The 25,462-nt window shown below is 61.5% G+C and carries 25 protein-coding genes; 17 read left to right on the forward strand and 8 right to left on the reverse strand.

The features are described from left to right. Positions 1 to 139: 139 nt before the first annotated feature. Positions 140 to 1,423, forward strand: coding sequence for an MATE family efflux transporter (locus RE428_RS23620; RefSeq protein ID WP_051079758.1), 1,284 nt, complete (start codon positions 140 to 142; stop codon positions 1,421 to 1,423). Between the two features lie 149 nt (positions 1,424 to 1,572). On the opposite strand, the gene RE428_RS23625 is transcribed toward RE428_RS23620, so the two are convergent. Continuing rightward, a complete protein-coding gene (locus tag RE428_RS23625; protein WP_004579691.1) occupies positions 1,573 to 1,998 on the reverse strand; it encodes a thioesterase family protein in 426 nt (141 codons plus the stop codon). Between the two features lie 137 nt (positions 1,999 to 2,135). Here RE428_RS23625 and RE428_RS23630 point away from each other — a divergent pair, with 137 nt between their 5' ends. Further along, a complete protein-coding gene (locus RE428_RS23630) occupies positions 2,136 to 3,779 on the forward strand; it encodes an MBL fold metallo-hydrolase (protein ID WP_040882340.1) in 1,644 nt (547 codons plus the stop codon). A 6-nt stretch (positions 3,780 to 3,785) separates the two neighbouring features. On the opposite strand, the gene RE428_RS23635 is transcribed toward RE428_RS23630, so the two are convergent. Next, a complete protein-coding gene (locus RE428_RS23635) occupies positions 3,786 to 4,325 on the reverse strand; it encodes a macro domain-containing protein (RefSeq protein ID WP_004579689.1) in 540 nt (179 codons plus the stop codon). 289 nt (positions 4,326 to 4,614) lie between these two features. Between RE428_RS23635 and RE428_RS23640 the strand changes: the two genes are divergently transcribed. From RE428_RS23640 to RE428_RS23655, 4 genes are all read left to right on the forward strand, one after another. Beyond that, positions 4,615 to 4,995, forward strand: coding sequence for a DUF4398 domain-containing protein (locus tag RE428_RS23640; protein ID WP_004579688.1), 381 nt, complete (start codon positions 4,615 to 4,617; stop codon positions 4,993 to 4,995). A gap of 17 nt (positions 4,996 to 5,012) precedes the next feature. Beyond that, positions 5,013 to 5,819 (forward strand): OmpA family protein, encoded by an 807-nt coding sequence (locus RE428_RS23645; protein WP_004579687.1) that lies wholly within the window; start codon positions 5,013 to 5,015, stop codon positions 5,817 to 5,819. Between the two features lie 117 nt (positions 5,820 to 5,936). Continuing rightward, the gene (locus tag RE428_RS23650) at positions 5,937 to 6,320 is read left to right on the forward strand and encodes a DUF2784 domain-containing protein (RefSeq protein WP_004579686.1); all 384 of its coding nucleotides are present in this window, start codon (positions 5,937 to 5,939) and stop codon (positions 6,318 to 6,320) included. Between the two features lie 163 nt (positions 6,321 to 6,483). After that, positions 6,484 to 7,932, forward strand: a complete 1,449-nt coding sequence (locus tag RE428_RS23655; protein WP_004579685.1) for a succinylglutamate desuccinylase/aspartoacylase domain-containing protein — start codon at positions 6,484 to 6,486, stop codon at positions 7,930 to 7,932. A 19-nt stretch (positions 7,933 to 7,951) separates the two neighbouring features. Here RE428_RS23655 and RE428_RS23660 read toward each other — a convergent pair whose 3' ends face one another. Beyond that, positions 7,952 to 8,284 carry a DMT family transporter gene (locus RE428_RS23660; RefSeq protein ID WP_004579684.1) on the reverse strand — a complete coding sequence of 111 codons (333 nt, stop codon included), beginning with the start codon at positions 8,282 to 8,284 and terminating at the stop codon, positions 7,952 to 7,954. 246 nt (positions 8,285 to 8,530) lie between these two features. Between RE428_RS23660 and RE428_RS23665 the strand changes: the two genes are divergently transcribed. Beyond that, positions 8,531 to 9,070, forward strand: a complete 540-nt coding sequence (locus RE428_RS23665) for a hypothetical protein (protein ID WP_004579683.1) — start codon at positions 8,531 to 8,533, stop codon at positions 9,068 to 9,070. A gap of 5 nt (positions 9,071 to 9,075) precedes the next feature. On the opposite strand, the gene RE428_RS23670 is transcribed toward RE428_RS23665, so the two are convergent. Both RE428_RS23670 and RE428_RS23675 read right to left on the reverse strand, forming a co-directional pair. Next, the gene (locus RE428_RS23670; protein WP_004579682.1) at positions 9,076 to 9,501 is read right to left on the reverse strand and encodes a group III truncated hemoglobin; all 426 of its coding nucleotides are present in this window, start codon (positions 9,499 to 9,501) and stop codon (positions 9,076 to 9,078) included. An 88-nt stretch (positions 9,502 to 9,589) separates the two neighbouring features. Beyond that, positions 9,590 to 10,228 carry a MarC family protein gene (locus RE428_RS23675; protein WP_004579681.1) on the reverse strand — a complete coding sequence of 213 codons (639 nt, stop codon included), beginning with the start codon at positions 10,226 to 10,228 and terminating at the stop codon, positions 9,590 to 9,592. A 494-nt stretch (positions 10,229 to 10,722) separates the two neighbouring features. On the opposite strand from RE428_RS23675, the gene RE428_RS23680 reads away from it, so the two are divergent. Next, on the forward strand, positions 10,723 to 11,595 hold the full coding sequence (locus tag RE428_RS23680) for an alpha/beta fold hydrolase (protein WP_004579680.1): 873 nt from the start codon (positions 10,723 to 10,725) through the stop codon (positions 11,593 to 11,595). Here RE428_RS23680 and RE428_RS23685 read toward each other — a convergent pair. Beyond that, positions 11,592 to 12,488, reverse strand: coding sequence for a DMT family transporter (locus RE428_RS23685; protein ID WP_004579679.1), 897 nt, complete (start codon positions 12,486 to 12,488; stop codon positions 11,592 to 11,594). The genes RE428_RS23680 and RE428_RS23685 overlap by 4 nt on opposite strands. Positions 12,489 to 12,604: 116 nt before the next feature. On the opposite strand from RE428_RS23685, the gene RE428_RS23690 reads away from it, so the two are divergent. The 3 genes from RE428_RS23690 (at position 12,605) to mep72 (ending at position 16,349) form a co-directional block, all read left to right on the forward strand. Continuing rightward, positions 12,605 to 13,495: an AraC family transcriptional regulator gene (locus RE428_RS23690; RefSeq protein WP_004579678.1), complete on the forward strand. Its 891-nt coding sequence runs from the start codon at positions 12,605 to 12,607 to the stop codon at positions 13,493 to 13,495. Between the two features lie 262 nt (positions 13,496 to 13,757). Further along, a complete protein-coding gene (gene bamI / locus RE428_RS23695) occupies positions 13,758 to 14,495 on the forward strand; it encodes a biofilm-associated metzincin protease inhibitor BamI (RefSeq protein ID WP_154660730.1) in 738 nt (245 codons plus the stop codon). A 96-nt stretch (positions 14,496 to 14,591) separates the two neighbouring features. Then, entirely contained in the window at positions 14,592 to 16,349 is a 1,758-nt protein-coding gene (mep72, locus tag RE428_RS23700) for a biofilm-associated metzincin protease Mep72 (protein WP_040882984.1), read from the forward strand. A 66-nt stretch (positions 16,350 to 16,415) separates the two neighbouring features. On the opposite strand, the gene RE428_RS23705 is transcribed toward mep72, so the two are convergent. Continuing rightward, entirely contained in the window at positions 16,416 to 16,703 is a 288-nt protein-coding gene (locus RE428_RS23705; RefSeq protein ID WP_004579675.1) for a hypothetical protein, read from the reverse strand. 186 nt (positions 16,704 to 16,889) lie between these two features. Here RE428_RS23705 and RE428_RS23710 point away from each other — a divergent pair, with 186 nt between their 5' ends. Next, entirely contained in the window at positions 16,890 to 17,780 is an 891-nt protein-coding gene (locus RE428_RS23710) for a substrate-binding periplasmic protein (RefSeq protein ID WP_004579674.1), read from the forward strand. A gap of 18 nt (positions 17,781 to 17,798) precedes the next feature. Here the strand turns inward: RE428_RS23710 and RE428_RS23715 are convergent, their stop codons facing one another. After that, complete coding sequence (locus tag RE428_RS23715; RefSeq protein WP_004579673.1) at positions 17,799 to 18,419, reverse strand: TetR/AcrR family transcriptional regulator; 621 nt, start codon at positions 18,417 to 18,419, stop codon at positions 17,799 to 17,801. A 226-nt stretch (positions 18,420 to 18,645) separates the two neighbouring features. Here RE428_RS23715 and RE428_RS23720 point away from each other — a divergent pair, with 226 nt between their 5' ends. The 5 genes from RE428_RS23720 (at position 18,646) to RE428_RS23740 (ending at position 25,314) form a co-directional block, all read left to right on the forward strand. Beyond that, positions 18,646 to 20,745: a 3-hydroxyacyl-CoA dehydrogenase NAD-binding domain-containing protein gene (locus tag RE428_RS23720; RefSeq protein ID WP_004579672.1), complete on the forward strand. Its 2,100-nt coding sequence runs from the start codon at positions 18,646 to 18,648 to the stop codon at positions 20,743 to 20,745. A 68-nt stretch (positions 20,746 to 20,813) separates the two neighbouring features. Beyond that, positions 20,814 to 21,995 (forward strand): acetyl-CoA C-acyltransferase, encoded by a 1,182-nt coding sequence (locus RE428_RS23725; RefSeq protein WP_004579671.1) that lies wholly within the window; start codon positions 20,814 to 20,816, stop codon positions 21,993 to 21,995. A gap of 179 nt (positions 21,996 to 22,174) precedes the next feature. Next, positions 22,175 to 23,362, forward strand: a complete 1,188-nt coding sequence (locus tag RE428_RS23730; protein WP_004579670.1) for an acyl-CoA dehydrogenase family protein — start codon at positions 22,175 to 22,177, stop codon at positions 23,360 to 23,362. A gap of 10 nt (positions 23,363 to 23,372) precedes the next feature. Continuing rightward, positions 23,373 to 24,518, forward strand: a complete 1,146-nt coding sequence (locus tag RE428_RS23735; RefSeq protein WP_004579669.1) for an acyl-CoA dehydrogenase family protein — start codon at positions 23,373 to 23,375, stop codon at positions 24,516 to 24,518. 22 nt (positions 24,519 to 24,540) lie between these two features. After that, positions 24,541 to 25,314: an SDR family oxidoreductase gene (locus tag RE428_RS23740; protein WP_004579668.1), complete on the forward strand. Its 774-nt coding sequence runs from the start codon at positions 24,541 to 24,543 to the stop codon at positions 25,312 to 25,314. The last annotated feature ends 148 nt before the right edge of the window (positions 25,315 to 25,462 follow it).

Consider the following 25,462-nt stretch of genomic DNA (forward strand, 5'->3'; position numbering starts at 1 on the left):
TACAGTGTCCGTCGGGGGCGTTCCCGGCGGACCGACCTTCCCATACCAGCCCGCCTGAATTTGCCCGATAACCGCGGTACATCCGACAGTGACACCCCTGGTTGATAACTCACGCCCCCTAAGCCGCCAACTGCTGGCCATGACCTGGCCCATGCTGTTCGGCGTGCTGTCCCTGATGAGTTTCCAGTTGGCGGACAGCATCTTTATCGGCCAGCTCGGTCGCGACCCCCTGGCCGCCCTGGGCTTCACCGTACCCATGCAGCAGTTGATCATCGGCCTCCAGGTGGGCCTGGGCATCGCCACTACCGCCATTATCTCCCGCACCCTGGGCGCTGAAGATGTGACCCGCGCCGAGCGACTGGGCGGGCTGGTGGTCTTTATCGGCGGAACGCTGGTGCTGGCCCTCGTTACCCTCCTCTGGTTCTGCCGGGGACTGATCATGGACCTGCTGGGGGCCGACGACGTCCTGCTACCTCTCATTTCCGCCTACTGGGTACCCTGGCTGGGCGCCGCCTGGCTCGGCGCAATGCTCTACTTCGGCTACTCCGTCAGCCGCTCCCACGGCGACACCAAGCTTCCCGGCTACATGATGGTCTTCACCAGCCTGCTCAACATCGCACTGGACCCACTCTACATTTTCGTCTTCGGCTGGGGCCTGCCTGGCGCCGCTTTAGCCACCGTCACCGCCTTCGGCACTGGCTGCCTGGTGATCTATCCCAAGCTGATCCGGCGTGGGTGGTTGCGCTTCGATCTGGCACAACTGGCCCTGGCGAGGGCCGTCCGCCAGCTAAGCGGCATTATGGGTCCTGCCATGCTTAGCCAACTAATGCCGCCGTTGGCCGCCAGCCTGGCCACCGCGCTTGTCGCAGGCTTCGGCACCGCCGCCGTCGGCGCCTGGGGGCTGGGCACGAGACTCGAGTTCTTCTCCATCGTCGTGGTACTGGCACTGACCATGTCCATGCCCCCCATGATCGGCCGCATGCTCGGCGCGGGAGATATCGGCCGAATCAAGGCATTGGTCCGCATTGGCGTGCGTTTCGTGGTGATCTGGCAGTTGGCCATCGGTGTGATCTGGCTGGCGCTGTCCGGATTCGTGTCGGAACTGTTCACGTCGGATCAGGCCGTCACCGATATCCTGCACAGCTATTTGGTGAGGGTGCCGCTGAGCTATAGCGGCCTGGGGGTCTGCATGCTGATGGTGTCTGTGTGCAATGCGTTGGGACTTTCCCTGCGGGCGCTGCTGATTTCCATCCTGCGGCTGTTCCTCTGCTTCCTGCCGTTCCTGTGGCTGGGTGCGCAGATTGGGGGGATCAACGGACTCCTTACTGGCGCATTGATCGGGAATCTGTGTGCCGGCTTGCAGGCCTACCTGTTCTATCGACAAGGTATGACCAAGCTACAACAAACCCAGTCAGCTTTATAAGAGATCACCTCGAGGCCTGCCGGAAGCGGACGGACATCGTTGCTGGAGTAGGGACACGGACGTCCCGGTTCGCCATGGAGGGCCATCCTTGGCGACGTAAGCAACGGTGGCCGTCCGCTTCCCACCCCAAAGACTAGCAATCAAACTAATTAAGAAAACCGGGCCCGAAACGCCTCCGGCATCGGAACCACTTTCTTCTCGATATAGTTGAAGAAAACAAACCCATACTTAGCCAAAGCCACCGGCTGCCCGGAATCCGCCTTGGTTACCCGGAACACGAAGTCCCCGCCGTACTTGTTGAAATCCGTCAGTCCGATCTCGAAACGTAGCACTTCCGGAAAGAAGGACTCGGACTGATACATGGTCGCCAGATCCGTGACGATGATGCCAACGCCATCGCGATCCGTCTCCTGCACACCGTACTTCACCAGCAACTGGGCCCGGGCCTCGGACAGCATGGAAATCAGCGCATCGTTGCCGAGATGGTTCGCGCCATTGATATCGGTAATGCGCACCGGCATTTCCGTGGAAAAGACAAACACATCGTCCGGAAAGGACAGCTTGATTCGGGCCATAACACGTCGCTCTATCGTCATTGCAGGGAGGCGCAAGTGTACCCGGATCGACTTGCGAACGCAGTCGCAATGGTCCAGGCGACACGTTATCGTAGGGCGCTAAGGAACCTGGAGAAATCGTGCGGATGACAACAACCATGCAACCACGTCCTGCCTCCACACTTGCCCTGCTTCGCGAATCGAATACCGGCTTCGAAGTCCTGATGCTCCAGCGCAGCCATCAGGCCGTTTTCCTGCCCGGCTTCTACGTTTTTCCCGGCGGGGCCGTGGACGAAGGCGACCAGCACGCCGACCTGCTCCCCCACCTGCACGGCCACGACGATACCTCCGCCAGCGCCATGCTCAACCTCGACGCTGGCGGCTTGGGGTACCTCACCGCAGCCATCCGCGAATGCTTCGAGGAAGCCGGTCTGCTGCTCGCCCAGGATCACGATGGTCACCCGTTAAGCGCGCAGCACCCGGCCTTCAACGACGCCCGCGAACGTCTGACCGGGGGCGAACTGGACCTGCTGGCGCTCTGCCGGGAGCACCGCTTGCGCCTGCCGCTGGATCGCCTGGCCTACATCGATCACTGGATTACCCCACCCGGCCCGCCACGCCGTTTCGATACGCGGTTTTTCGTCGCCGAGGCGCCGTCCGGCCAGATCGCCCGCCACGACGGCGAAGAGACCATCGACCATTGCTGGCTCAGCCCCCAGGCGGCGTTGGAAGAACACCGGGCCGGCGAGCGGCTGTTTGGCGCGCCAACCCTGACGGTGCTGCGTCGCCTCGCACGCTATGGCACGCTGACGGAGGCCCTAGGCAGCGCAGCTCGTGCCAAGCCCCAAAGTTTCCCCACCGAAACCTGGCCGGCCCGGCGTAATGGAGAGATCGTCCAGCTCAATCCGGGTCAACCGGCCTACCAGGAAGCGCGCAAGCTCGATCCCCACGGTTGGGGTACGGCGAACGCGGAGATCGAACCGGGGGAATGGGTCCAACTGGCCGAGCGAGTCTGGCGCCTGACGGTCCCCAACCCCAGTGTCATGACCGGACCGGGCACCAACACCTACCTGATCGAGGATCCGGCCGGCCACCTGGTGATCGACCCCGGTCCAGAACATGACGAGCACTTGCAGCGGATCCTCGACAAAACCGGAGGCCACCTGCGCTATATCCTAGCGACCCACACTCACGGCGACCACAGCCCCGGAATCGGTCCGCTGCGCGCAGCCACCGGCGCCATGACTATTGGCCTGGCGCCTCCGGAAGACGGGCTGCAGGACATGACCTTTACGCCAGATCACCGCCCGGTCAATGGAGAGACCATCGCCCTGGAACAAACCCAAGTGAAGATCCTCCACACCCCGGGGCATGCGTCGAATCACCTCTGCTTCCTGCATGAGGGCGAGCACATGCTGTTCTCCGGCGACCACATCATGCAGGGCTCTACCGTGGTGATTAATCCGCCGGACGGCGATATGAAGGCTTACCTGGACTCGCTCAATTGCCTGCTGGAGGAAGAGATCGACTGGATTGCGCCCGGCCACGGATTCCTGATGGGCTATCCGCAGATGGTGGTGGACTATCTGGTCACTCACCGGCTTTCGCGGGAGCGCAAGGTCATCGCGGCGCTGCAGAAACTGGGCCCGGCGATATTGGAGAACCTGGTCACCGAAGCCTATGCCGATGCCGACCCATCCCTGCACCGCATCGCCGCCCGCTCGCTGCTGGCCCACCTGTTAAAACTGGAGAAAGACGGCCGCGCCCAGCGTGAGGAAAATCACTGGGTGTGGATCGCGTAGCCACGATCAACCTCCGGCAATACGCTTGAGCACCTGGGCGTGTAGATCCGCATCCGCGTCGCTGAACAGCACGAAACGGATATGTCGCACGTTCTCCAACTTGGGCACGATGGCCAACAGGGTGGCAAAAGCCACCTCCGCAGCGTCCTCCATCGGGTAGCCGAAAGCACCGGTGGACAGCGCTGGGAAACCGATGCTCGCCAGCCCCTGTTGCTCGGCCAGCTCCACCGCATTCCGGTAGCAATTGGCCAGGAGTTGGTTGGCCGGTTCGTCAGAGCCGTAGACCGGTCCCAGGCAATGGATGATCCGGGCATTGGGTAAGCCATAGCCCTCCGTAATGACTGCGTCACCTGGGCGAATCGGGGCCAGCGACCGGCAGGCTTCGTCCAGCTCCGGCCCGGCCGCCCGATGAATGGCGCCGGCCACACCACCACCGGTTCGAAGTTCCGCATTGGCCGCGTTTACGACGACATCCAGATCCGACTGCCGGGTAATGTCTCCCTGGACACAGCGGATCGCCACATCATTTCGTGTGATTTCAAACATATCCGCCTCCTCTATTTACCGAGATCGCGCCACTATCGCGTAAATTTAATGACCATCTCGTAAATAATAAATCGTTAATCAAAGTACTGATATTAAAGTTATTTCTGGCTCAAACGACGAATAGTCCACAACGACCTGTCATGGCAGGTTGCACACATTTCATACAGGGAGCAAACCCAGATGCTATTTTTAGACGTAGACCCCGAATGAATAAGGCCCGGGGACACGGGTTCTTCGACGAATGATAAAACCTGGAAGAGAAGCAACCGCACACATAAGGAGAAGGTGCATGATCAGGTACGATAAAGCAGGCCGAATCGCCCTCGTATTCGGACTGACCACCCTGATGGCCGCCTGTGCCAGCAAGGGGACGGTGCCCCATCAGGATCTCAACGCTGCTGAGGAGTCTGTCCGGCAGGCAGAAGCTGCGGACGCCCGTGATTTCGAACCGGTCCTCCTCAACCGTGCGCAGAATAAAGTTGCCGACGCCCGCCAACTGATCGACCAGGAAGACTACCAGGAAGCCGAGCGCATGCTCGAGCAGGCTCAGGTCGATGCCCAGCTGGCCGGCGCCCGGTCGGAAACGGCAAAGGCCCGTAACGCCGTAGAGGAAGTAAACCAGAGCATCGAACAGTTGCGTCAGCAGCTCAACTCGATCGAGCAACAGTAAGCGGACAGGAGGTTACGATGACTAAACGGATATTGATGTCAGGTACCGCACTCGGCCTGTCCGCCCTTTTGACAGCCTGTGCCGGAACGCCGACGAATCCCAAGGTCGAGGATGCGCGGGCCGGCTACCAGGCTATTGAGGATGATCCCTATGTAGCGCGGGCAGGGTCCACGCAGCTGCGGGATGCGGAACAAGCCCTCCGGCATGCCGAAGAATTACTTGAGGAGGACGCGGATAGTGTCCGGGTCGAACACGCCGCCTACCTGGCCAATCGTCATGTGGAAATCGCCAGCCAGCAGGGCGAGCGTGCGCGTTTGCAGGAGGAGATCACCAATGCCGAACAGCAGCGCGAGCAACTGCGGCTGCAGGCGCAAACCATGAAGGCGCAACAGGCCCAGTCCGAAGCCGAGCGGCTGCGCCAGGAAATGGAAGCGCTGCAGGCCAAGCAGACCGAGCGCGGCATGGTCCTTACCCTCGGCGACGTACTCTTCGATCTCAACAAGTCCGAACTCAAGCCTTCTGGGCAGCGTACCGTTGAACGCTTGGCCGAGTTCATGAAAGAGTATCCTGAACGTCGCGTCCGCGTCGAAGGCTATACCGACAGTACCGGCGCAGAGGATTACAACCAGCAACTTTCCGAGCGTCGAGCCGAAGCCGTACGTAATGCGCTGATGCTCGAAGGCATCGAACCCTCGCGGGTCGAGCTGCAGGGCTTTGGCGAGCAATATCCGGTGGCGAGCAACGAGACTTCGAGTGGTCGTCAGCAAAACCGCCGGGTGGAGATCGTGATCTCCGATCAGGAAGGCAACATCCAGACACGCTAATGGGTTGCATGTCTGAGGCCTTACTGAGGCATGATGGAAGGCCGGTCCCTTAGACCGGCCTTTTTCGTTCCGGCATCCAGGGAATCTTTGATTAAGTTCCCACGTAGTGGTCTTCCTATGCTCTGGCGCATCGCAGCGGACGCCGTTCTGGTCCTGCACCTGCTGTTTATCCTGTTCGCCGTGCTCGGCGGGCTGGCTGTTTTCTGGCGCCGCTGGTGCCTATGGCTGCACCTGCCAGCGGTCGCCTGGGCGGCGTTGGTGATGCTCAATGGCTGGCTTTGCCCGCTTACGCCGTTGGAGATCCAGCTCCGCCATATGGCAGGCGACGCCGGCTACGAGGGCGGTTTCATTGCTCACTATCTCCTGCCCCTGATCTACCCGCCGGGGCTGACCCGCGGCGTCCAAATGTTTTTGGGCGCCGGTGTAACTACATTTAATCTGTTGGTTTACGGCAGCCTAATCTATCGGACATGGCGCCATCGCAACCCAACGGTTTCTTAATGGCCTCGCCGGAACGCCACAGGCAGAATGGGCGAGTCATTCATCTCATCGGTATAGAGCCTGTTTCATAATGCGTGATCGCTGTCTCTCGCCCCGCCCCGCACCCTGGATGTCGCTGTTTACCTTGGTTTTCCTGTGTTTCCCTGCCTATGGGGAAGAACCCATGGATTCGCAACCGCATCCGGTGGAGTTGTCCGAAGACGAAAGCGTCGAGGATATCGAGGCGAGCCAGGCTATTCCGGCAGCCGACGGGAGCGCTCAAAATACTGGCCCCGAAACCACGGCAGGCGGCACTGCAGAGCCCACGCCGGATAAAGCGTCTTCCGAACAGGCTACCCGGGTAGCGCCCAACGTCGACCTGAAGGAAGTCACGCCACCGCCGCAGCCAACACCGCCGGCGGCCGATGCCACGAAGGAAGCCGCGAAAACGGTACCCGGGCCCGATGACAGCGCTTCGCCCGCGCCTAAGAGCCCCGAAGAGACGGCGACGACATCCCCTGAGTCCCAGGCACCTTCAACCTCTCCCGAATCACCGCAAACCGATCAGGAAGAACAAACCCCGGCACCGACCACATCAGCAGAGCCGACAACCGAAGGCACGGTTCAAGGCGAGGCGCCACCTGAACCGGCGCCTAAAGCCGAGCCGCTCGTCATCCTCGGTGCCGAGGTACGCCCCGGCACCACCACCCGGCTGTCGTGGACGCCCGATACCTCCATGGCCGGTCTCAACCAGCCCACACCGGTGCTGGTGATCAACGGCGCCCAACCGGGGCCCAACCTGTGCCTGACTGGCGCCGTACACGGCGACGAACTCAACGGCATCGAGATCATCCGCCGGGTGATGTACGACATACAGGCGGACGAACTGAGCGGACGCATCGTCGGGGTCCCCATCGTCAACGTCCATGGTTTCCAGCGCGGCTCACGCTACCTGCCGGACCGGCGCGACCTCAACCGCAACTTCCCCGGGGACCCCCAGGGAAGCCTGGCCTCCCGCGTCGCCTATTCCCTGTTCAACGACGTGATCAAGCACTGCGACATGCTGGTGGATATCCACACCGGATCGCTCAAACGCAGCAACCTGCCCCAGCTCAGGGCGGACATGCACAACACAGACGTGGCTCGGCTGACCGAAGGTTTCGACAAGATGGCAGTGGTCCACAGTGAGGGCTCCCCCGGCATGTTGCGCACCGTCGCAACCGAGCACGGGGTTGTGACCGTTACTATGGAGGCGGGTGAATCGCTGCGCATCCAGGAAAACCAGATCGAAGCCGGGGTCAACAGCCTAAATAGCCTGCTGGAGAAGCAGGGCATGCTGTCGCGGCTCTTCGTTTGGGGCAAACCGGAGCCGGTCTACTACAACTCCACCTGGATTCGCGCCAACCATGGGGGCATTCTGGTCAGCGATGTAGAGCTGGGGCAGGAAGTGGCCGCCGGTGAAATACTGGGTGTCGTGACCGACCCCATCACCAACGCCCAGCACCTTATCAAGGCTGAACAGGACGGTCGGGTCATCGGCATGGCGGTCGACCAAGTGGTCATGGCCGGTTTTGCGGCCTATCACATCGGCACCGAGGCGCGTGGACCGGAGCAAGCGCTACAGGAGGATTAGGACCGCCGCCAGTATTTGCCTAGTGCGGCGATACCTTGGAAAAGATGTTGAGGATCATCACCCCGGCAATGATGAACAGGATGCCGATGATCGCCGCCAGGTCCAGGGTCTGGTTGAACACCAGCCAACCGATCAGAGTAATCAACGCCACGCCAGCCCCGGCCCAGATAGCGTAGGCGATACCCACGGGAATAGTGCGCAATGTCAGCGCCAGGAAATAGAACGCCAGGGCGTAACCACAGACCACAAGTACCGACGGCCAGAATTTCGAGAAGCCCTCCGAGGCTTTGAGCGCGGACGTGGCCACCACTTCGAAGCAGATCGCAGCAGCCAGAAACAGCCAGTTTTGCATGTCTCGTCCTCCGATATCCGCGGGCGTGTCGGGATCGGCACGCCGATGATGGGCCGGGCAGCATACCTGCTCTCTCCTGAAACTACTATTAGGGGAAGCCGGCAGCATGTAAAACAGTAACAGGGACTCGCGTTCAATGATGGGGCCTTGATCCGCTCTCGATTCCCCGGCAGTCTGTCGTTTCTGCCAACGCAGCCTCGAACCGGGCACATGGAACGCCCGTCCATTGACCAACGGACATCGCTAATGCTTCGCCCCGCACTATTGCTACTGCTCCTGTTGACCGTCTTTACCTCCACAGCCCAGGCACAGCGCACACCCTGCTCACCGGACGACAACGCCTGGTTGCCGGGACGCTACTACGACGCCGGTGAGATCGTTTTCCACGGCGACAACTGGTACGTGGCGCGGGAATGGCAGGAAGGCCGCCGCCCAGGTCGCGGTGAGTTCGCCTGGCAGGCGTTGGATGCCCCTCCCGATTGCGCACGAGTGGAAGAGCCCATGGATACCGAGCCTGGCCTCGACACGTCCGGCCGCGGCGACGAATCAGTTCCGCTATTCCCGGCGGACAAGGCGTCTGAGGACATGAGTGAGGTGAAGGCCTCGGAAACCAAATGCAAGCCGGCTCCCAGCTGGACCTTCTCGGATTCCTACAGCGTCGGTGCCTGGGTGACCCATGAAGGCCAAATCTACCGGGCCACGCGACCCTCCACCGGCGACATGCCGGGTGTCGTCGAGCCGCCTCATTGGGCGCCGGTGGATGCGGATTGTCCGCCTGAACCCTGACCGCTCTAGCCTGGTCTGGCAGGCTGATCAGCCACGTCCTTGACGGCCTGGGCCAGTTCCTCGTCCCTTACCGCCAGCCAGCGGGCGAGGTTACGCAGGATTCGCCGCGCCAGTTTGCGGGCCTTCTCGGTATAGGGGCCTTCGAAATAGTGATCGAGCGTATGATTGAAGTGATCGAACCAGAGTTCGAAATGCTCCCGGCTCAGGGGAAACTTGTCGTGCACCCGTTCGTGACGGTAGACCATATTGCGGTGGTAGGTATCCTTGCCCAGTAGCATCTTGCACCAATAACCTTCGATCATCGGCAGATGCTCGGCGAGGTGTACACCGGCCACTTGCATGAACACCGGCTCCATCACCGGATCATCCAGCAGGCTGGCATAGAAAAGCTGAACCATGCGGTGGATCGCAGCGGGATTGTCGAGATCCATAGGCCATCCGCCCTCAGCTGAGTGGGGACTCCTGATCATAGCGCAGAAGGGCGGGACACCGTCACCCCCGAGGCAACGCCACCATCAATTATCCCGCCGCCAACCCCGAAGTGCTGATAAATCCGGCAATTCCCGACATGACGATCTCAGCCGCCATGGCCGAGAGAATCAGGCCGCTGATCTTGGACATGATATTCAGCCCCGTCTTGCCCAGTGCCCGCTCCAGGTAACCGGAAAGATAGAGCAGTGTCGCCAGCGCCAGCAACCCCGTAATCAGCCCCAGTACGCCGCCGGCCATTTCCGGCAGGGTCTTGAGTTCAGCACCGTAGACCAGGATGGCACCGATGGTGGCTGGGCCGACGATGATGGGAATCGCCAACGGAACCACCGCAATATCGTCGCGATCTTCCTGGGGCAGGCTGGTGGCGTGGTTGCGCGTGCCACTGTTGACCAGGCTGATTGCGGTCAGGAACAACAACGAACCGGCACCGATGCGAAAGGAGTTCAACGTGATACCGATAGCGTTGAACAGCACGGGGCCGGCAAAAAACAGCGCCAGCCCCAGGATCAGCGCCGACAGACAGGCACGCTGGATGACCTTGTGCTTGTGGGCAGTATCCTCACCGCGGGTCAGGGCGAGGAACATGGTCACCACGAAGAAGGGCGCCAGCAGGAACAGGAAGCGGATGGCACTGCTCAGATAGGTGGCAAAAAAGGTATGCAGCATGATACTCCTGCGGCAAATCAATGCATTGGCGGTACGCTGAAACGGGCGCAGAGATGAGTGTCCCGTCTGGTTAATTCGCTGACCTACTGAGCGTCTGAACGCTTTGAGTGCAAGGCGCGGCAGCGAAGGTTTGGTGGTTCCAAATCGAGCTGGCGCAACACCGTTCTCAAAGCGTTCAGGCACTCCCGAAGGGCGCGCCGCTGGCCGCTCTGGATCTGCGTTGCCAGTCCTTGATGTGGAGCCACCACACCTGCGGCCTGGCGCCTTGACCAGAGCGGCCAGCGGCACGCAGTAGGTCAACGAATTAACCAGACGGGACACTAGCCTAGTTGCAAACGACCCACCATGCGTAGTTCCGCTAGCCTTTTTGCCAGGCGGCTATGACCTGATCTACAGGTTATCGTTCGATCAGGAGACGAGCGCCTGGCCAAACCGCTGGTTGCTATGGGAAGCTGCCTGGTCGCACCCTACGAACAACACACAAGGAGATCAGGATGAATCTCAGCCAACCCAAATTCCTGGATACCCCGCGCGGACGTTTCGCCTGGCGCGAAGGGGGCGACTCGGTGGGCTACCCGGTCGTGATGGTTCATGGTTGGCCAGAGAGCAGCTATTGCTGGGAAGCGGTGGCAGGCTACCTGGATAGTGGCCTGCGGATCATTGCCCCGGACTTACGCGGATTGGGCGACAGCGAACGAACTGAAAGCCTCGCGCCCTACCGCAAGGCGGAGCTGGCGTTGGACGTCATCGCCATGCTCGACGCCTTGGGTATCGACGATTTCTACCTGGTGGGGCATGACTGGGGCGGGGTCGTGGCTCAGGAGATTGCAATGGCGGTGCCCGACCGCGTGCACAAGCTGGTCATCATGAACATCGCCATCATCAACAACCTCAAGGGCAACAAGGAAGTTATCGAAAAGGTCCGCGCCGGCAGTGGCAGCGCCTACTGGTACCAGCATTTCCAGCAAACGCCCGACCTCCCCGAGGCCATGATCCCCGGCAACGAGGCGGCCTGGCTGGGTCACTTCCTGCGCACCTGGAGCAAGGATGGCTTCCCTCAGGATGCTTTCGACGAGTACGTGCGCATGTACAGCCTGCCGGGCACCGCCGCGAGCGGCGCCAACTACTACCGCACCTTCCGTGAGGACGCCAAGCGCTGGGCCGGCATGGCCGATCACCGGTGGCCGATGCCGGGCTTATATATCTATGGCAACCGGGACCGGGTAATCATTCCCGACTACCTCAATCACATCGAAGACTGCTTTGAGAGCGTCCAGGTCGAGGAGGTGGATGCCGCCCATTTCCTGCAGGAGGAGAAGCCCGCGGAAGTGGCAGGGCATATGAATCGTTTTTTTGCCGCGGATTAGGTCCGGCCGTGCAGTGCAGGGTTTCGCGCATGGCGCGGCTTGCGAAACAGCACGTAATTGCCTAGTAACGCGAGCACCGCGCCGAAAATGGCGGTCACGGTCCATTCGAAGCCTTCCAGCCAGGTGGACACGGTGAGCGCCACCACCGGGAACAACACAGTCGCGTAGCCGGCGCGATCAGCGCCTAGGACACGGATGACCGTCAGGTAGCTGTAGAAGGCGATGGTCGAGCCGGGGATCGCCAGGAACAGGGTCGCCCCCCAGAAGGTCGGGGAGGTCGGCAAATGCCAGTCGACACCCTGGCTCAGGCACCAGGTCCCAAGCACGACTGCGCCGTAGAACATGGCCCAGGCATTGCCCGCCAGCAGCGGAATATCCGCCGCCCTCACTCGCAGGCTGATCAGGTTGCCCAGGGAGAACCAGTAGGTACCCCCGAGGGCAAACAGGATAGCTGCGAGTGTGGCGTTACCCAGGTTGAGATCGTGCCAGAACAGCAGGGCTACGCCGGAGACACCCAGGGCCACCGCCGGGTAGATGCGCCGGTTCGGCACCAGGCGCATCAGCAGCCAGCCGTTGAGGGCGTTGAACAGTGCCGCCAGGGAAAATACCACCGCCAGCAACCCGGATGTCATGGATTCCGCCGCCCGGTAGATCAACAGGAAATTGATGCTGTAGAGGGTCAGGCCCTGGAGGACCAGCAGCCCGTGTTGACGCAGGGTCAGCTTCGGCAGGCGCCGCACGGCGGCCAGCACCAACAGCGCCGTCGCCGCAGCAAGCACAAAGCGGTAGAACACGGACAGATCCACCGGTGCCGCCTCCACCTGCAGACGGATAGCGGTCCAGGTCAGCCCCCAGATCAACACGGTCAGGACGTAATGGGCGGCGATGGGCATAACGATGTTCCTTCTGAAATACCGGATCAGGCAGGCCAGGATACGCCCCGGCACATCCTGACGCTTGTCAGATCTTGCGGGACATTGGATGATTCCTGCTGGATTGGAGAAAAGCCGTGCACCAGACCGCCCAGACACCACACAACCGGGATATTGTCGACGCCCTGCGCCTGGCCGGAGCGGCGCCCCGGCGCGTGCTGGAACTGGATGGCGGCCGCGCCCTGGCCCTCTGGCACAACCAGTTGGGCGAGGCCCGTTACGAACGCCCGCGCCACCATGCGCTGAGCATCTACACCCGCAGCGGTGAACAGACGACGCGACAGGTTAACGGCCGTGCGGTGAGCCAGGGCTTCCCCGGCGCGGTCTGTCTGTTTCCGGCCGGCAGCCAATCCCAGTGGAAGATTGCCGGTCCTTTCGAGTTCGTGCACCTGTATTTCAACGAACTGGACCTGCGCCGTTGTGCCGAGCAGACCTGGGATTGCGAGCCCGACCATATCCAGTTGGCCGAGCGCTACCAGGTGGAAGACGACATCATCGCCCAGGCGGGCAAGCTGATCGATATGGGCGACTGGAACGCGCCTGGTCAAGCGCTGGCGGCAGATCATCTGACCCACTGGCTGCTGGTCCAGATCGTCAGTCGCCACGCCTCAATAGACCGGCCGCCACCTGCCGTCGCCGGCACCCTGGCCCCGAAACATCGGCGGCTGCTACAGGAGCGCATCGAAGCACAGCTGGATCAGCCCCTCAACCTGGCCACGCTGGCCGGCTGGGTCAACCTCAGCCCCTATCACTTTGCGCGCCTGTTCCGTGCCAGCTTCGGCTGCGCACCCTACCAGTACCTGCAAGAACGGCGGCTGACACGCGCCAGGGACGAACTCCGCCAGTCGGATTTGCCCGTGACCACCATCGCCATGCACTGCGGTTTCAACGATGCCAGCCAGTTCAGTCGCGCGTTCCGTAAGCGCTTCGGAATAACGCCCTCCGCCTATCGCATTAGTCAGACGTGATAGGCGGGGCATGGCGTGACAGCGGTCACACTTCGAAACGCGCTGGGGATGCCGACTGACTCGAAATTAACGACATTTAATTCAAGCTCTCACCTATCCGGTGCCGGGCATGCTGCTGGCGCATCGGAAAATTTTCCCGAAAGCTGTCCCCCACTCTTCTGAAAACCATTAACGTTCAGTAATTTTCGCCACTGGCCCGATTGGCCAAGTTCAACCACTATTGTGCCGAACTTCCGGGAAATTCGTCGAACAGGGACGTAAAATGCGACACACTAAGTTAATGATCATGACGCTACTGGCGACAGCCGGTGGTCTGGCCTGGCTGATTTACCCACAGACCCAAAGCGAAGTAGCCTCTCCAGAGGCTCAGGCGCAAACCCAGCCCAAGGGTCAGTCCGCGTCGACTCCGCCACCAACACCTGGCAATATGAAGCCTGCGCCGGGATCAGCGCCCGGCCCGGGGCCGGTGGTCGCCACCCCATCGCCCGTGCCCGCCGGCAGCGGCGGTAACAGCAGCGCAAACATGCCGTTGCCAGAACCGATCCAACGCGCGCCTCGCCAGCCCCGCGCCGAACTCTGGCAGGTCGATACGAAGGATCCCTCGACCGAGGTCAACGGCATACCGGCCACCCGCATTTCCATAGCACCCCAATTACTGGATGCCATGCACGTAGGCCAGGAAGTCACTCTGCCGATTCCGGCACTGAACCGTTCCGTAACCGCCAAGATCACCTCTACCCATAACCAGCTCGACAACGTGGAGGTGTTCAAAGGTCCGGTTACCGACGGTCATCCCAAGGACAATGTGATCATCACCCGCGGCCAGACCAGCACCTATGTGGTGGTGGCCACCCGCGAAGGCACCTATTCCGCCACCATCGACAACCGCACCGGCAACGCCACCCTCACCGACGAGGGTGATATCACCGAAGGTATCCACCCCGGCGACGACAGCATTAGCGTCCCCGGCATCGAGATGCCCACACCCGAATCGAGCTGATCAATGAATAAAGACAACAAGACGAACGCCACGGCAGCGTTCGAAGGTACGACTGTACCTGTTGAAACCAAACTGAACCGCAAGGAAGGAAAAACCATGAAAAGGATGACACCCTGGCTGGCAAGTATAGGCGCGACATGCCTGGCGCTGAGCGCGCAGGCGACGGAAACCGTCGACATTCTCGTGCTCTACATCGACGACGCCACGCAGACCAGCAACGGTAGCGATATCAATGCCCGAATTGCTTCGTATATCGAGTACACCAACCAGGCGTACCAGAACAGTGAAGTGGACATGCAACTGCGTCTGGTCGGCGCTGAGAATGTCGACCTGCCCTACACCTACGTCAACGGCGACAACCTTGGAGCCTTCCGCAATAACGGCACCGTGGCGCAATTGCGCCAGCAGTATGGCGCCGACCTGGTGACCCTGCTCAACCTGCGCGAGCCGGTCAGCGGTGGCTACGTGTGCGGCATCGCCTACGTACCGCCGGGCCAGCCCGGTACCGGCGAGTTCTACAGCAACGCACCGAGCCTGGGCTTCAGCCTGGTGGGCATCGATTGCGGCTATAGCACCTTCAGCCATGAGCTGGGCCATAACATGAGCCTGGGGCATTCCTACGTCCAGCAGTCGGAAGGCGGTATCTACCCCTGGGCCCGGGGCCACGGCGTGAACGGTCTGTTCAGTACCATCATGGCCTACCCCCAGGCCTACGGTACCCGCAACCAGGTGCAGCAGTTCTCCAGTCCACAGCAGCGCAAGTGCGAAGGCCAACTCTGCGGCGTCGACCGCGACCAGCCTGATGGTGCGGATTCGGTGGCCAATTTGCGGGTGGTGGCGAGCCAGGTGGCCGGTTTCGTGCCTACCGTCAATCCCGACGACGGCGGCGGCGATGATGGCGGCGACCTGCCCATCTGCAACAAGCCGGAGCTGGACGATAACCTGCTGGAAGAAGGCGACTTCAACAGCCTGTCCGCCTGGGACGCCTTTGCCAACGCCGCATCCCTGCAGCAAAGCGCCCTTACCGCCGACTGCGGACGAGACTACGTGCTGCGCGTGACCGACCGCTCCCAGTTCTACGGCGGCCCGGCGCAGGATATTACCGATGTCGTCGAAGGCGGCCAGCAATACCGCCTGACCGCAAAGCTGGGTATCGCCTCCGGCAGCGAGCGGGACAGCATCCGCGCCGCGATCCAGCTCAGCGACAGCGAAGGCACCCGCTACCAGTACCTGCCGGAAGCGTCATTCAGCAACAGCGAACTGAGCACCTACGACCAGACCTTCACGCTGGAGGGCGATGCTTCGTTGGATAATGCCCAGCTGCTGATCTACGGCCCCGAGGCGGGCGTCGATTTCTATGTGGATGAGGTTAAGCTGGTCAACGTGGGTGCGCCTGAAACCGAGGAACCCACATTACTGGTGGACGAAGGCTTTGAGAACGGCGCCACCGGCTGGGGCGCCTACTTCGGCACCGGGCTCTACTATTCCCGTACCGCCCAGGCTGGTAACTACGGCTTGCTGTCGGCGAATCGCAACAGCTGGTATTCGGGTCCCGGTTTCGATGTCCATGGCGTGCTCGACGCCGGCCAGACCTACCAGGCCAGCGTGGATGTGTTCCTGCGCAATTCAGCACTGAGCTCGGATAACGCGCAACTCTGGGCCTACTACGTCGATGATGCTGGCGCCCACTGGCAACAGCTTGGCGGCCAAGCCATCGCTACCCATGCCTGGCAGAGGATCGAGGCCAGCTTTAGCATCAACCCGGATGGGCCGGTCACTCAACTGCGCCTTCACGTAATAGGGCCGGAGCCGGCGACGCGGCTGTATATCGACAACCTGCAGGTGACGCGCTGAACGTGATCACCGAGGTACGACCACGAAGCCGGGCGCTTGCCCGGCTTCTACCGTCCGGGAATAGAATCAGTTCCGGAGAATATCCACAATCTCCCGCGTATTACGAATCACTACGTAAATTCTGTCCTCAAGACGAATACGATCATATCGATCATCAACCCGATCAATTACTCCGTAACGGTAATAGTCGGCCGGGAAACGATCGCCACGATGGAGTTTCTTTTCCCATCCGGGCGGCAGGGATTCACCCCGCTCCACTTTCTTTTGCAGTCCCGGAGGCAGGCCATCGCGATGAGCGCTTCCAGCCTGAACGCCGACGGGCGCGAACATCAATAGTCGAACGGGTTGATTCATTAGCCGTACATCCTCAATTGCATTCTCAGCGTTGAACGCTACCACAATCATCCCAGCGGCCAGGTTACCGAACAGTAGGACAGGAATCGCCAGCCAAATGGAGTCTGGCGAATACGTCCATCACGTCATGGTCATCGACCTGGTGGGCAAGCACGCCGACCATAGAGCCAAACCCCAAGAGAAGTAATGATTGCACGCAAGACCGCCTCGCCCACTCTCCCGAACCCTTCTATCGCCATCAAGGCGCTGGCCATCGGGTTCTTCCTATGGCTGCTCATCCTGTTGAGTCCGGGCCTGCGGGCTCAAACGGTCTATACCGTCTCGGTTCAGGATATCGACTACTATCCTCTCTACCGCACGTCATCCGACGGTGGCGACTACGACGGCTACCTGCGGGATGTGTTGGATGCCTTCGCCCAGCAGCAAGGCATCCACTTCGATTACCGCCCGCGTCCGATCCGGCGGGGCGCCGCCGAATTCCTTGGCGGCCAGCTCGACTTCATCCTCCCCGCCCATCCGCAATGGAACCACATCGCCAAGGCCGGCAAACGCATCCACTACTCGCAACCCCTGGTCTATTTCGAAGATGCCATCCTGGTGCCCGAAGAGAAGCAGGATCTTCGTCCCGGGCAAATGCGCGAGCTCGGCACCATCCATGGCTTTACCCCCTGGAAGTTTGCCGGCGACATCGATGCAGGGCGGCTTCGGGTCGAAACCGCGCGCACGCCGGAAAACCTCATACGCATGGCCCTGCGAGGCCGGGTGGACATGATCAATCTGGCGTTGCCGGTAGCGCGATATCACCTGGAGCAGATGGACCCCAGGGGCACATTGGTCCCGGCGGCGGAGCTCATGAACATCGAACGCAGCCGTTACCACCTGGCCTCCATGAAGCACCCCGAGGTTATCGAAGCGTTCAATCAGTACCTGTCAGATCCGCCCGCCAGGCTTACGCAGGTGATCGAAGGTTACGAAAGCTACGGTTTGATCGGCCCAGTCGACGGGGACTGGGAGCCGGGCGGTTCCCAGCGGGAGCTGGCCGGTCCGGAGGCCAAACCTGAACCGGGTGGGGAATAGCGCATCCAAGGTGGATACTCAGCGGTCTTCCTTGAAGCCCATCACCACCCGCGCCATCAGATCCTCAATCCGGCCGATGGCATTGTCATCGTCGCTACGGCCGGTCAGGACCACCTGGGAACCGATGGTCGCCACATAGAGCAGTAGCGACAGGTCACGGGTCCGCTGCGGGTCCTTGCTGATGTGCTGGAACAGGATGCAGTTCTGGCTGATCCGCGCCTCGTCCACCTCGGCCACGATCTTGGCTGCATAGGCGTCTCGACGGGCGAAATCCCGCACCGCCAGCTCCACCTGCAAGCGCCGCACGTTGCGCGCCGCATCCGTCAGCAACAGTTCCAGGATCTGGCGCAGTTCTTCCGCCGTATTTTCGCCCTCGGGTTTCCAATACCGTAGTTCATGCAATCGACGATCGCGCCAACGATCGAGAAAGCTCACCACCAGATCTTCGTGATCGCGAAAATGCCAGTAGAAGCTGCCCCGGGTGACACCCAACTTCTTGGACAGGGTCAGCACCCGGAGATGGCCGAAACCGCCTGCAGCGATCTCCCCGGCGGCCGCGTCCAACCAGTTATCCCGGGTCAATTGCACCTTGTCGGACGTACGTGAGCGGCGCCTGGCCTGGGGTTTCGCCTCATTCATGCTGGTTGCTGATCCTGTCATTGAACCAATGTTAAAACGTGGACGCTGGATTCTACATGATGCGGTCAAAGCGTTGACCACCTCCGCAACATACATTAGTGTACGGAAAAACAATACACCAGTGTATGGAGTCTTTTTCAAACCACTCCAGCACGATTCCTCGATCCATAGCCGGGGTCGCGCCAGCAGTTCGCTTCACCCCGCGTGCCAACAAGGAGCACCTCGAATGAGCACCGCGCACTACGACGTGAACGGCGAGATTGCCGTCATCCGCCTGGATAATCCGCCGGTCAACGGCCTGGGCCTCGCCTTGCGCCAGGGCATTGTCGACGGCATCAAGACCGCCGAAGGCGACGACGCGATCAAGGCGGTCGTGCTGATCGGGTCCGACCGGGCCTTCTCCGGCGGCGCCGACATCAGCGAGTTCGGCACCGACAAGATGCTGGCCGAGCCGATCCTTACCACCGTGATCAACTACCTGGATACCGCGAAGAAGCCGGTCATTGCGGCCATCAGCGGCGCCTGCATGGGCGGCGGTCTGGAACTGGCGCTGGGCTGCCACTACCGTGTCGCCAAGCCGGATGCGCAGATCTCCCTGCCAGAAGTGAAACTGGGCATCCTTCCGGGCGCTGGCGGTACGCAGCGTCTGCCGCGCGTGATTGGTGTCGAGCATGCGTTGAACATGATCGTCTCTGGCGCGGCGCTGCCAGCCAAGCAGTTCCAGGGCAGTCCGCTATTCGACGAGATCGTCGACGGTGACCTGCTGGACGGCGCACTGGCCTATGCCAAAAAAGTGGTCAGCGAGAACCTGCCCCTCAAGCGCGTACGCGACCTGAAAGCGAAGCACGAGAATCCAGAAGGCTTCTTCATGTTCGCCCGCAACACGGTGGGCGCCGTGGCCAAGAACTACCCCGCACCGCTGAAGTGTGTCGATGCCGTACAGGCGGCCGTCACCAAGCCGTTTGACGAGGGCATGAAGGTCGAGCGCGACGCTTTCTCCACTCTCCTGCAAACCCCGGAATCCAAGGCCCTGCGCCACGCCTTCTTCGCCGAGCGCCTGACCAGCAAGATTGCGGACGTGCCCAGCGATACCCCGACCCGTGAGATCAGGCAGGTGGGCGTGATCGGCGGCGGCACCATGGGCACCGGCATCAGCATCAACTTCCTCAACGCCGGCATCCCAGTGACCCTGGTAGAGATGAAACAGGAAGGCCTGGACCGTGGCGTCGCCGCCATCCAGAAGGTCTACGAGGGGCGGGTCAAGAAAGGCAAGATGAGCGAAGACAAGGCGAAAGCCTGCATGGACCTGCTCACCCCCAGCCTGTCCTATGACGACCTGAAAGACGCCGATCTGGTCATTGAGGCGGTATTCGAGGAAATGGGCGTCAAGCAGTCCGTTTTCGAATCGCTGGACGCCACCTGCAAGCCAGGTGCGATTCTCGCTTCCAACACCTCCACCCTGGACGTCAACAAAATCGCCAGCTTCACCAAGCGCCCGGAAGATGTGATAGGCCTGCACTTCTTCAGCCCGGCCAACATCATGAAGCTGCTGGAAGTGGTGCGCGGCGACAAGACCGCCAAGGACGTGCTGGCCACCGCCATGAAGCTGGCCAAGACCATCAAGAAAACCGCGGTAGTCTCCGGTGTCTGCGACGGCTTTATCGGCAACCGCATGATCAACCAGTACCAGCGTGAAGCCATCCTGATGCTGGAAGAAGGCGCCACTGTGCAGCAGATCGACAAGGCCATCGAGAAGTTCGGCTTTGCCATGGGCCCGCTGCGCATGGCGGACCTGGCTGGCGGCGACATCGGCTGGGCCATCCGCAAGCGTCTGTACGCAGAAAACCCGGATATGACGAAGATGGTCGTGGCCGACCGCCTGTGCGAGATGGGCCGCTACGGCCAGAAGACCGGCGCCGGCTTCTACCGTTACGAGCCGGGCAACCGCAACGCCCTGCATGATCCGGAAGTAGACAGGGTGGTCGATGAGGTGCGTGCCGAACTGGGCATCACCCCGCGCAAGATCAGCAACCAGGAAATCGTCGAGCGCTGCGTCTATGCCCTGGTCAACGAGGGCGCGCGCCTGCTGGACGAAGGCATCGCCCAGCGCGCCTCCGATATCGACATGGTGTACCTGACCGGTTACGGCTTCCCGATCTTCCGGGGCGGCCCCATGCACTACGCCGAGGAAGTGGGCCTGCCCAACGTGGTCCGCGCCATGGAAGCCTTTACCGACACGCATACACAACCGGGCTTCTGGGAACCGGCCCCGCTGCTGGCGCGCTGCGCCGGCGAGGGCAAGCGTTTCGATGAGCGTTCCAAATAACTCGGGTATCCGGTCACAGAACATAAGCGGGGCTGCCTGCGGGCAGGTCCGCCAACAGGAGAATTGTTATGTCCAATGATGTCGTCATCGTATCCACCGCCCGTACCCCGCTGGCCAAGTCCTGGCGCGGCGGGCTGAACATGACCCACGGCGCGACTCTCGCCGGGCACGCCATCCAGCACGCGGTCGAGCGCTCGAAGGTCGACCCCAACGAAATCGAAGACGTGCTGATGGGCTGTGCCCTGCCCGAAGGTTCCACCGGCAACGATGTCGCGCGCATGGGCGCGATCCGCGCCGGGCTCCCCGTCTCCGTGGGCGGCGCCACCATCAACCGTTTCTGCTCGTCCGGCCTGCAGGCCATCGCCATGGCGGCCCAGCATATCGCTGTGGACAAGGTGCCGGTCATGGTTGCTGGCGGCGTGGAATCCATCTCCACCGTCCAGGCCAACGTCAACCAGAACTACTTCATGGAACCCTGGCTGGCCAAGCACAAGCCGGAACTCTACTGGTCCATGCTGCAGACCGCCGAAACCGTGGCCCAGCGCTACGGCATTCGGAAAGAAGACATGGACGAGTATGGTGTGCGCTCCCAACAGCTTGCCGCCAAGGCCCGAGAGGAAGGCAAGTTCGACGACGAAATTGTGCCGATTACCACCACTATGGGCGTGGCGGACAAGGCCACCGGCCAACTGAGCACCAAGGAAGTCACCGTGAGCCAGGACGAAGGCATTCGCCCGGATACCAACCTCGAGGGTGTGAAGACGATCCGCTCTGCGGTTCCGGGTGGCGTGGTGACGGCAGGTAACGCCAGCCAGTTCTCCGATGGCGCCTCCGCTTGCGTACTGATGGACGGCAAGCTGGCCGAACAGCGCAATATCGAACCGCTGGGTATCTTCCGCGGCTTCGCGGTCGCCGGCTGCGAGCCGGACGAGATGGGCATCGGCCCTGTTTTCGCCGTACCCAAGTTGCTCAAGCGCCACGGCCTGAGCGTCGACGATATCGACCTGTGGGAGCTGAACGAAGCCTTCGCGGTGCAGGTGCTCTACTGCCGCGACAAGCTGGGCATTCCCCAGGATCGCCTGAACGTGAACGGCGGCGCCATCGCGGTGGGTCACCCCTACGGCACCACCGGCTCGCGCCTGACCGGCCATGCGTTGATCGAAGGCAAGCGCCGTGGCGCCAAATACGTGGTGGTCACCATGTGTGTCGGCACCGGTATGGGCGCCGCCGGCCTGTTTGAAGTGGCCTGATTTGGCAGGCTAACGCCGAGCTTCAACGCTTGTGTAGCCGACGCTTTAGCTTCGGAGGGGACGCCAGTCCCCCGGATCGACCTCGCCAGGCTGACGCCTGCTCCGAAGCTGAAGCGTCGGCTACAACAGAACCGCATGATCGCTAGACCGGCTATCTACATCGCACAACGAGGTTTGCCATGGACCTGAACTACACTCCCGAGCAGGAGGCCTTCCGCGCCGAAGTACGCCAGTTCCTGCAGGACAACCTGCCCGACGACATCCGCCAGCGCGTCAAGAAACGCCTGCGGCCGGACAAGGCCATGACCCAGCGCTGGCAGAAGATCCTGTTCGATCAAGGCTGGGGCGCATCCACCTGGCCGAAGGAATACGGCGGGCCGGGCTGGAGCCCGATCGAGCAACTGATCTTCGAAGAGGAATGTGCCCTGGCCGGCGCCCCGCGTCAGTTGGACTTCGGTCTACGCATGGTGGCACCGGTCATCATGACCTTTGGCAACGAGGCCCAGAAAGAGCGCTTCCTGCCGGGCATCCTCAGCGGCGAGGACTGGTGGTGCCAGGGTTATTCCGAGCCGGGCTCCGGTTCCGATCTCGCCTCGCTGAAGACCAAGGCCGTGCTCGAGGGCGATCACTACGTGGTCAACGGCCAGAAAACCTGGACCACCCTGGGCCAGCACGCGGACTGGATCTTCTGCCTGGTGCGCACCAGCAGTGAAGGCAAGCCCCAGCAGGGCATCTCCTTCCTGTTGATCGACATGAACACACCGGGCATCGACGTGCGCCCAATCATCATGCTCGACGGTGAACACGAGATTAACGAAGTCTACTTCGACAATGTCAAGGTGCCGGTGGAAAACCGGGTCGGCGAGGAAAATCAGGGCTGGACCTACGCCAAGTTCCTGCTCGGCCACGAGCGCACCGGCCTGGCCAACGTCGGCCAGTGGAAGGCGCTGATGCGTCGGCTGAAGGAAGTCGCCCGGGAAGAGCGCGACGGCGAACGCCCGCTGATCGAGAACACCCGCTTCCGAGACCGTCTGGCGCAGTTGGATACCGAGTTGCGAGCGCTGGAACTAACAGTGTTGCGGGTACTGACCAACGAAAAAGGCCCCGGGCCGCAGGCGTCGATCCTCAAGATCAAGGGCACCGAGATCGGCCAGGGGCTGTTCGAACTGCTGATGGAAGCCACCGGTCAGGACGCCATCGCCCACATCCCGCAAGCCCTGGAACTGGACTACGCCGGGGCGCGGGTTGGCTCTCTCGACGCCACGCCGGCCGCCGGCGATTACTTCAACATGCGCAAGTTGTCGATCTTCGGCGGGTCCAACGAGATCCAGCGCAATATCATCGCCCAAATGGTTCTGGGCCTGTAAGGAGCGCGTTATGAACTTCAACCTGACCGAAGAGCAGCAGATGCTGCAGGATTCCCTGCGCCGCTTCCTGGCCAACGAGTATGGCTTCGACAAGCGCGGGAAGATCATCGAATCCGGCGAGGGCCTGGATCGCACGACCTGGAACGCTTTCGCCGAAATGGGTCTGCTGGGCTTTACCTTCCCCGAGGACTACGACGGGCTGGGCGGCAACGCGATCGATACGATGCTGGTGATGGACTGTTTCGGCCGGGCACTGGTGGTCGAGCCCTACCTCGCGACGGTCGTGCTGGGCGGCGGTCTGATCCGTGATGCCGGTTCCGAGGCACAGAAGGCCGAGATCCTGCCGAAGATCGCCGCCGGTGAGCACTTCCTGGCTCTCGCTCACAGCGAACCGGGCGCCCGCTACAACCTCACCCACGTAAAGACCGCAGCGATGAAGGACGGCGACGGCTTTCTCCTCAGCGGCCGCAAGACCGCCGTCATTCACGGGGCGCAGGCGGATCAACTGATTGTTTCGGCCCGGACCGACGGTAAGGTGGGTGACGCGGCGGGTTTGTCGCTCTTCCTCGTGGATCGGACGGCGCCAGGCCTTACGCTACAAGACTTCGCAACCCATGACGGCCTCCGTACTGCCGAAGTTCACCTGGATAATGTGCGGGTCAAGGCCGGCGCAGTGATCGGCGAAATCGGCGATGCCGCGCCGGCTATCGAGAAAATGGTCGATCTGGGCATCGCCGCCCTCTGCGCGGAAGCGGTCGGCGCGATGGAAGCGTTGAACGAGACCACGCTTGAGTACATCAAGACCCGCAAGCAGTTCGGCGTACCCATCGGCAAGTTCCAGGTGCTGCAGCACCGCATGGCGGATATGTTCATCGCCGCGGAACAGGCCAAATCCATGGCCATCCTGGCGGCCAGCGAAGCGGATTCCGATGACAGGGCCAAGCGACGTGAGGCGATTTCCATGGCCAAGACACTGGTCGGCCAGTCGGCGCGTTACGTCGGCCAGCAAGCGGTTCAGTTACATGGTGGTATGGGTGTGACCGAAGAGATGTTCGCTGCGCACCTGTTCAAGCGCCTGACCCTGATCAACCTGCTGTTCGGCGACACCGACCACCATTTGGCACAGGTCAGCGATGGGCTGCTCAAGAGCGCCTAAAAACAAGGCAAGGAACGACAGCATGAGCGTAAAACAACTTCTCGATCTCACCGGAAAAGTCGCGCTGATCACCGGCGGCTCCCGTGGGCTGGGCCTGCAGATGGCCGAAGCCCTGGGGGAAATGGGCGCCAAGGTGGCCCTCACCGCCCGCAAGCAGCATGAGCTCGATGAGGCAGAAAAGCACCTGAAAGACCAGGGTATCGAGGTGATGACCCTGGCCGCGGACATGTCGGACCTGGAAGGCATCCCGGCAGTTGTGGACAAGATCGCCGAAGGGCTCGGCGAGATCGACATTCTGGTCAACAACGCCGGTGCCACCTGGGGCGCGCCCGCCGAGGACTACCCGGCGGAAGGCTGGATGAAGGTGATGAACCTCAACGTCAACGCCGTTTTCTTCCTCACCCAGACGGTGGCGAAGAAATGCTTTATCCCGCGCAAGACCGGCAAGGTGATCAACATCGCCTCCATCGCCGGCCTTTCCGGCAACCCGGAAGCCATGAAGACCATCGCCTACAACACCAGCAAGGGCGCCGTCGTGAACTTCACTCGTGCACTGGCTGCCGAATGGGGTCATCACAACATCAACGTGAACGCCCTGTGCCCGGGCTTCTTCCCCTCCAAGATGTCCCAGGGGCTGCTCGATGCCCAGGGCGACACCATGCTGGAGCGTATTCCGCTGAACCGGTTTGGCGGCGACGAAGACCTGAAAGGGGCGGCGGTGTTGCTGGCCTCCGAAGCCGGACGGCATATCACCGGGCAGTGCCTGGCGGTGGACGGTGGGACGTTGGTGTCGTGAGTTGAAGCGATCACCCCGAGCATGTAGCGGATGCTTCAGCTTCCGAGCGAGCCGTAGGCTCGCCGATATAGCCCTGGGCCCTGACGGGCCCTCCGAAGCTGAAGCGTCGGCTACACTTTTCCGATAGCTCGACGCTATCCGTCTCTAA

The sequence above is a fragment of the Marinobacter nanhaiticus D15-8W genome (assembly GCF_036511935.1).
Lineage (GTDB): Bacteria > Pseudomonadota > Gammaproteobacteria > Pseudomonadales > Oleiphilaceae > Marinobacter_A > Marinobacter_A nanhaiticus.

Bases quoted from the DNA above. Each gene is read 5' to 3' on its own strand.
- RE428_RS23620 (WP_051079758.1), top strand. From the start codon at position 140: ATGACCTGGCCCATGCTGTTCGGCGTGCTGTCCCTGATGAGTTTCCAG.
- RE428_RS23625 (WP_004579691.1), bottom strand. From the start codon at position 1,998: ATGGCCCGAATCAAGCTGTCCTTTCCGGACGATGTGTTTGTCTTTTCC.
- RE428_RS23630 (WP_040882340.1), top strand. From the start codon at position 2,136: ATGCAACCACGTCCTGCCTCCACACTTGCCCTGCTTCGCGAATCGAAT.
- RE428_RS23635 (WP_004579689.1), bottom strand. From the start codon at position 4,325: ATGTTTGAAATCACACGAAATGATGTGGCGATCCGCTGTGTCCAGGGA.
- RE428_RS23640 (WP_004579688.1), top strand. From the start codon at position 4,615: ATGATCAGGTACGATAAAGCAGGCCGAATCGCCCTCGTATTCGGACTG.
- RE428_RS23645 (WP_004579687.1), top strand. From the start codon at position 5,013: ATGACTAAACGGATATTGATGTCAGGTACCGCACTCGGCCTGTCCGCC.
- RE428_RS23650 (WP_004579686.1), top strand. From the start codon at position 5,937: ATGCTCTGGCGCATCGCAGCGGACGCCGTTCTGGTCCTGCACCTGCTG.
- RE428_RS23655 (WP_004579685.1), top strand. From the start codon at position 6,484: ATGGATTCGCAACCGCATCCGGTGGAGTTGTCCGAAGACGAAAGCGTC.
- RE428_RS23660 (WP_004579684.1), bottom strand. From the start codon at position 8,284: ATGCAAAACTGGCTGTTTCTGGCTGCTGCGATCTGCTTCGAAGTGGTG.
- RE428_RS23665 (WP_004579683.1), top strand. From the start codon at position 8,531: ATGCTTCGCCCCGCACTATTGCTACTGCTCCTGTTGACCGTCTTTACC.
- RE428_RS23670 (WP_004579682.1), bottom strand. From the start codon at position 9,501: ATGGATCTCGACAATCCCGCTGCGATCCACCGCATGGTTCAGCTTTTC.
- RE428_RS23675 (WP_004579681.1), bottom strand. From the start codon at position 10,228: ATGCTGCATACCTTTTTTGCCACCTATCTGAGCAGTGCCATCCGCTTC.
- RE428_RS23680 (WP_004579680.1), top strand. From the start codon at position 10,723: ATGAATCTCAGCCAACCCAAATTCCTGGATACCCCGCGCGGACGTTTC.
- RE428_RS23685 (WP_004579679.1), bottom strand. From the start codon at position 12,488: ATGCCCATCGCCGCCCATTACGTCCTGACCGTGTTGATCTGGGGGCTG.
- bamI (WP_154660730.1), top strand. From the start codon at position 13,758: ATGCGACACACTAAGTTAATGATCATGACGCTACTGGCGACAGCCGGT.
- mep72 (WP_040882984.1), top strand. From the start codon at position 14,592: ATGAAAAGGATGACACCCTGGCTGGCAAGTATAGGCGCGACATGCCTG.
- RE428_RS23705 (WP_004579675.1), bottom strand. From the start codon at position 16,703: ATGAATCAACCCGTTCGACTATTGATGTTCGCGCCCGTCGGCGTTCAG.
- RE428_RS23710 (WP_004579674.1), top strand. From the start codon at position 16,890: ATGATTGCACGCAAGACCGCCTCGCCCACTCTCCCGAACCCTTCTATC.
- RE428_RS23715 (WP_004579673.1), bottom strand. From the start codon at position 18,419: ATGAATGAGGCGAAACCCCAGGCCAGGCGCCGCTCACGTACGTCCGAC.
- RE428_RS23720 (WP_004579672.1), top strand. From the start codon at position 18,646: ATGAGCACCGCGCACTACGACGTGAACGGCGAGATTGCCGTCATCCGC.
- RE428_RS23725 (WP_004579671.1), top strand. From the start codon at position 20,814: ATGTCCAATGATGTCGTCATCGTATCCACCGCCCGTACCCCGCTGGCC.
- RE428_RS23730 (WP_004579670.1), top strand. From the start codon at position 22,175: ATGGACCTGAACTACACTCCCGAGCAGGAGGCCTTCCGCGCCGAAGTA.
- RE428_RS23735 (WP_004579669.1), top strand. From the start codon at position 23,373: ATGAACTTCAACCTGACCGAAGAGCAGCAGATGCTGCAGGATTCCCTG.
- RE428_RS23740 (WP_004579668.1), top strand. From the start codon at position 24,541: ATGAGCGTAAAACAACTTCTCGATCTCACCGGAAAAGTCGCGCTGATC.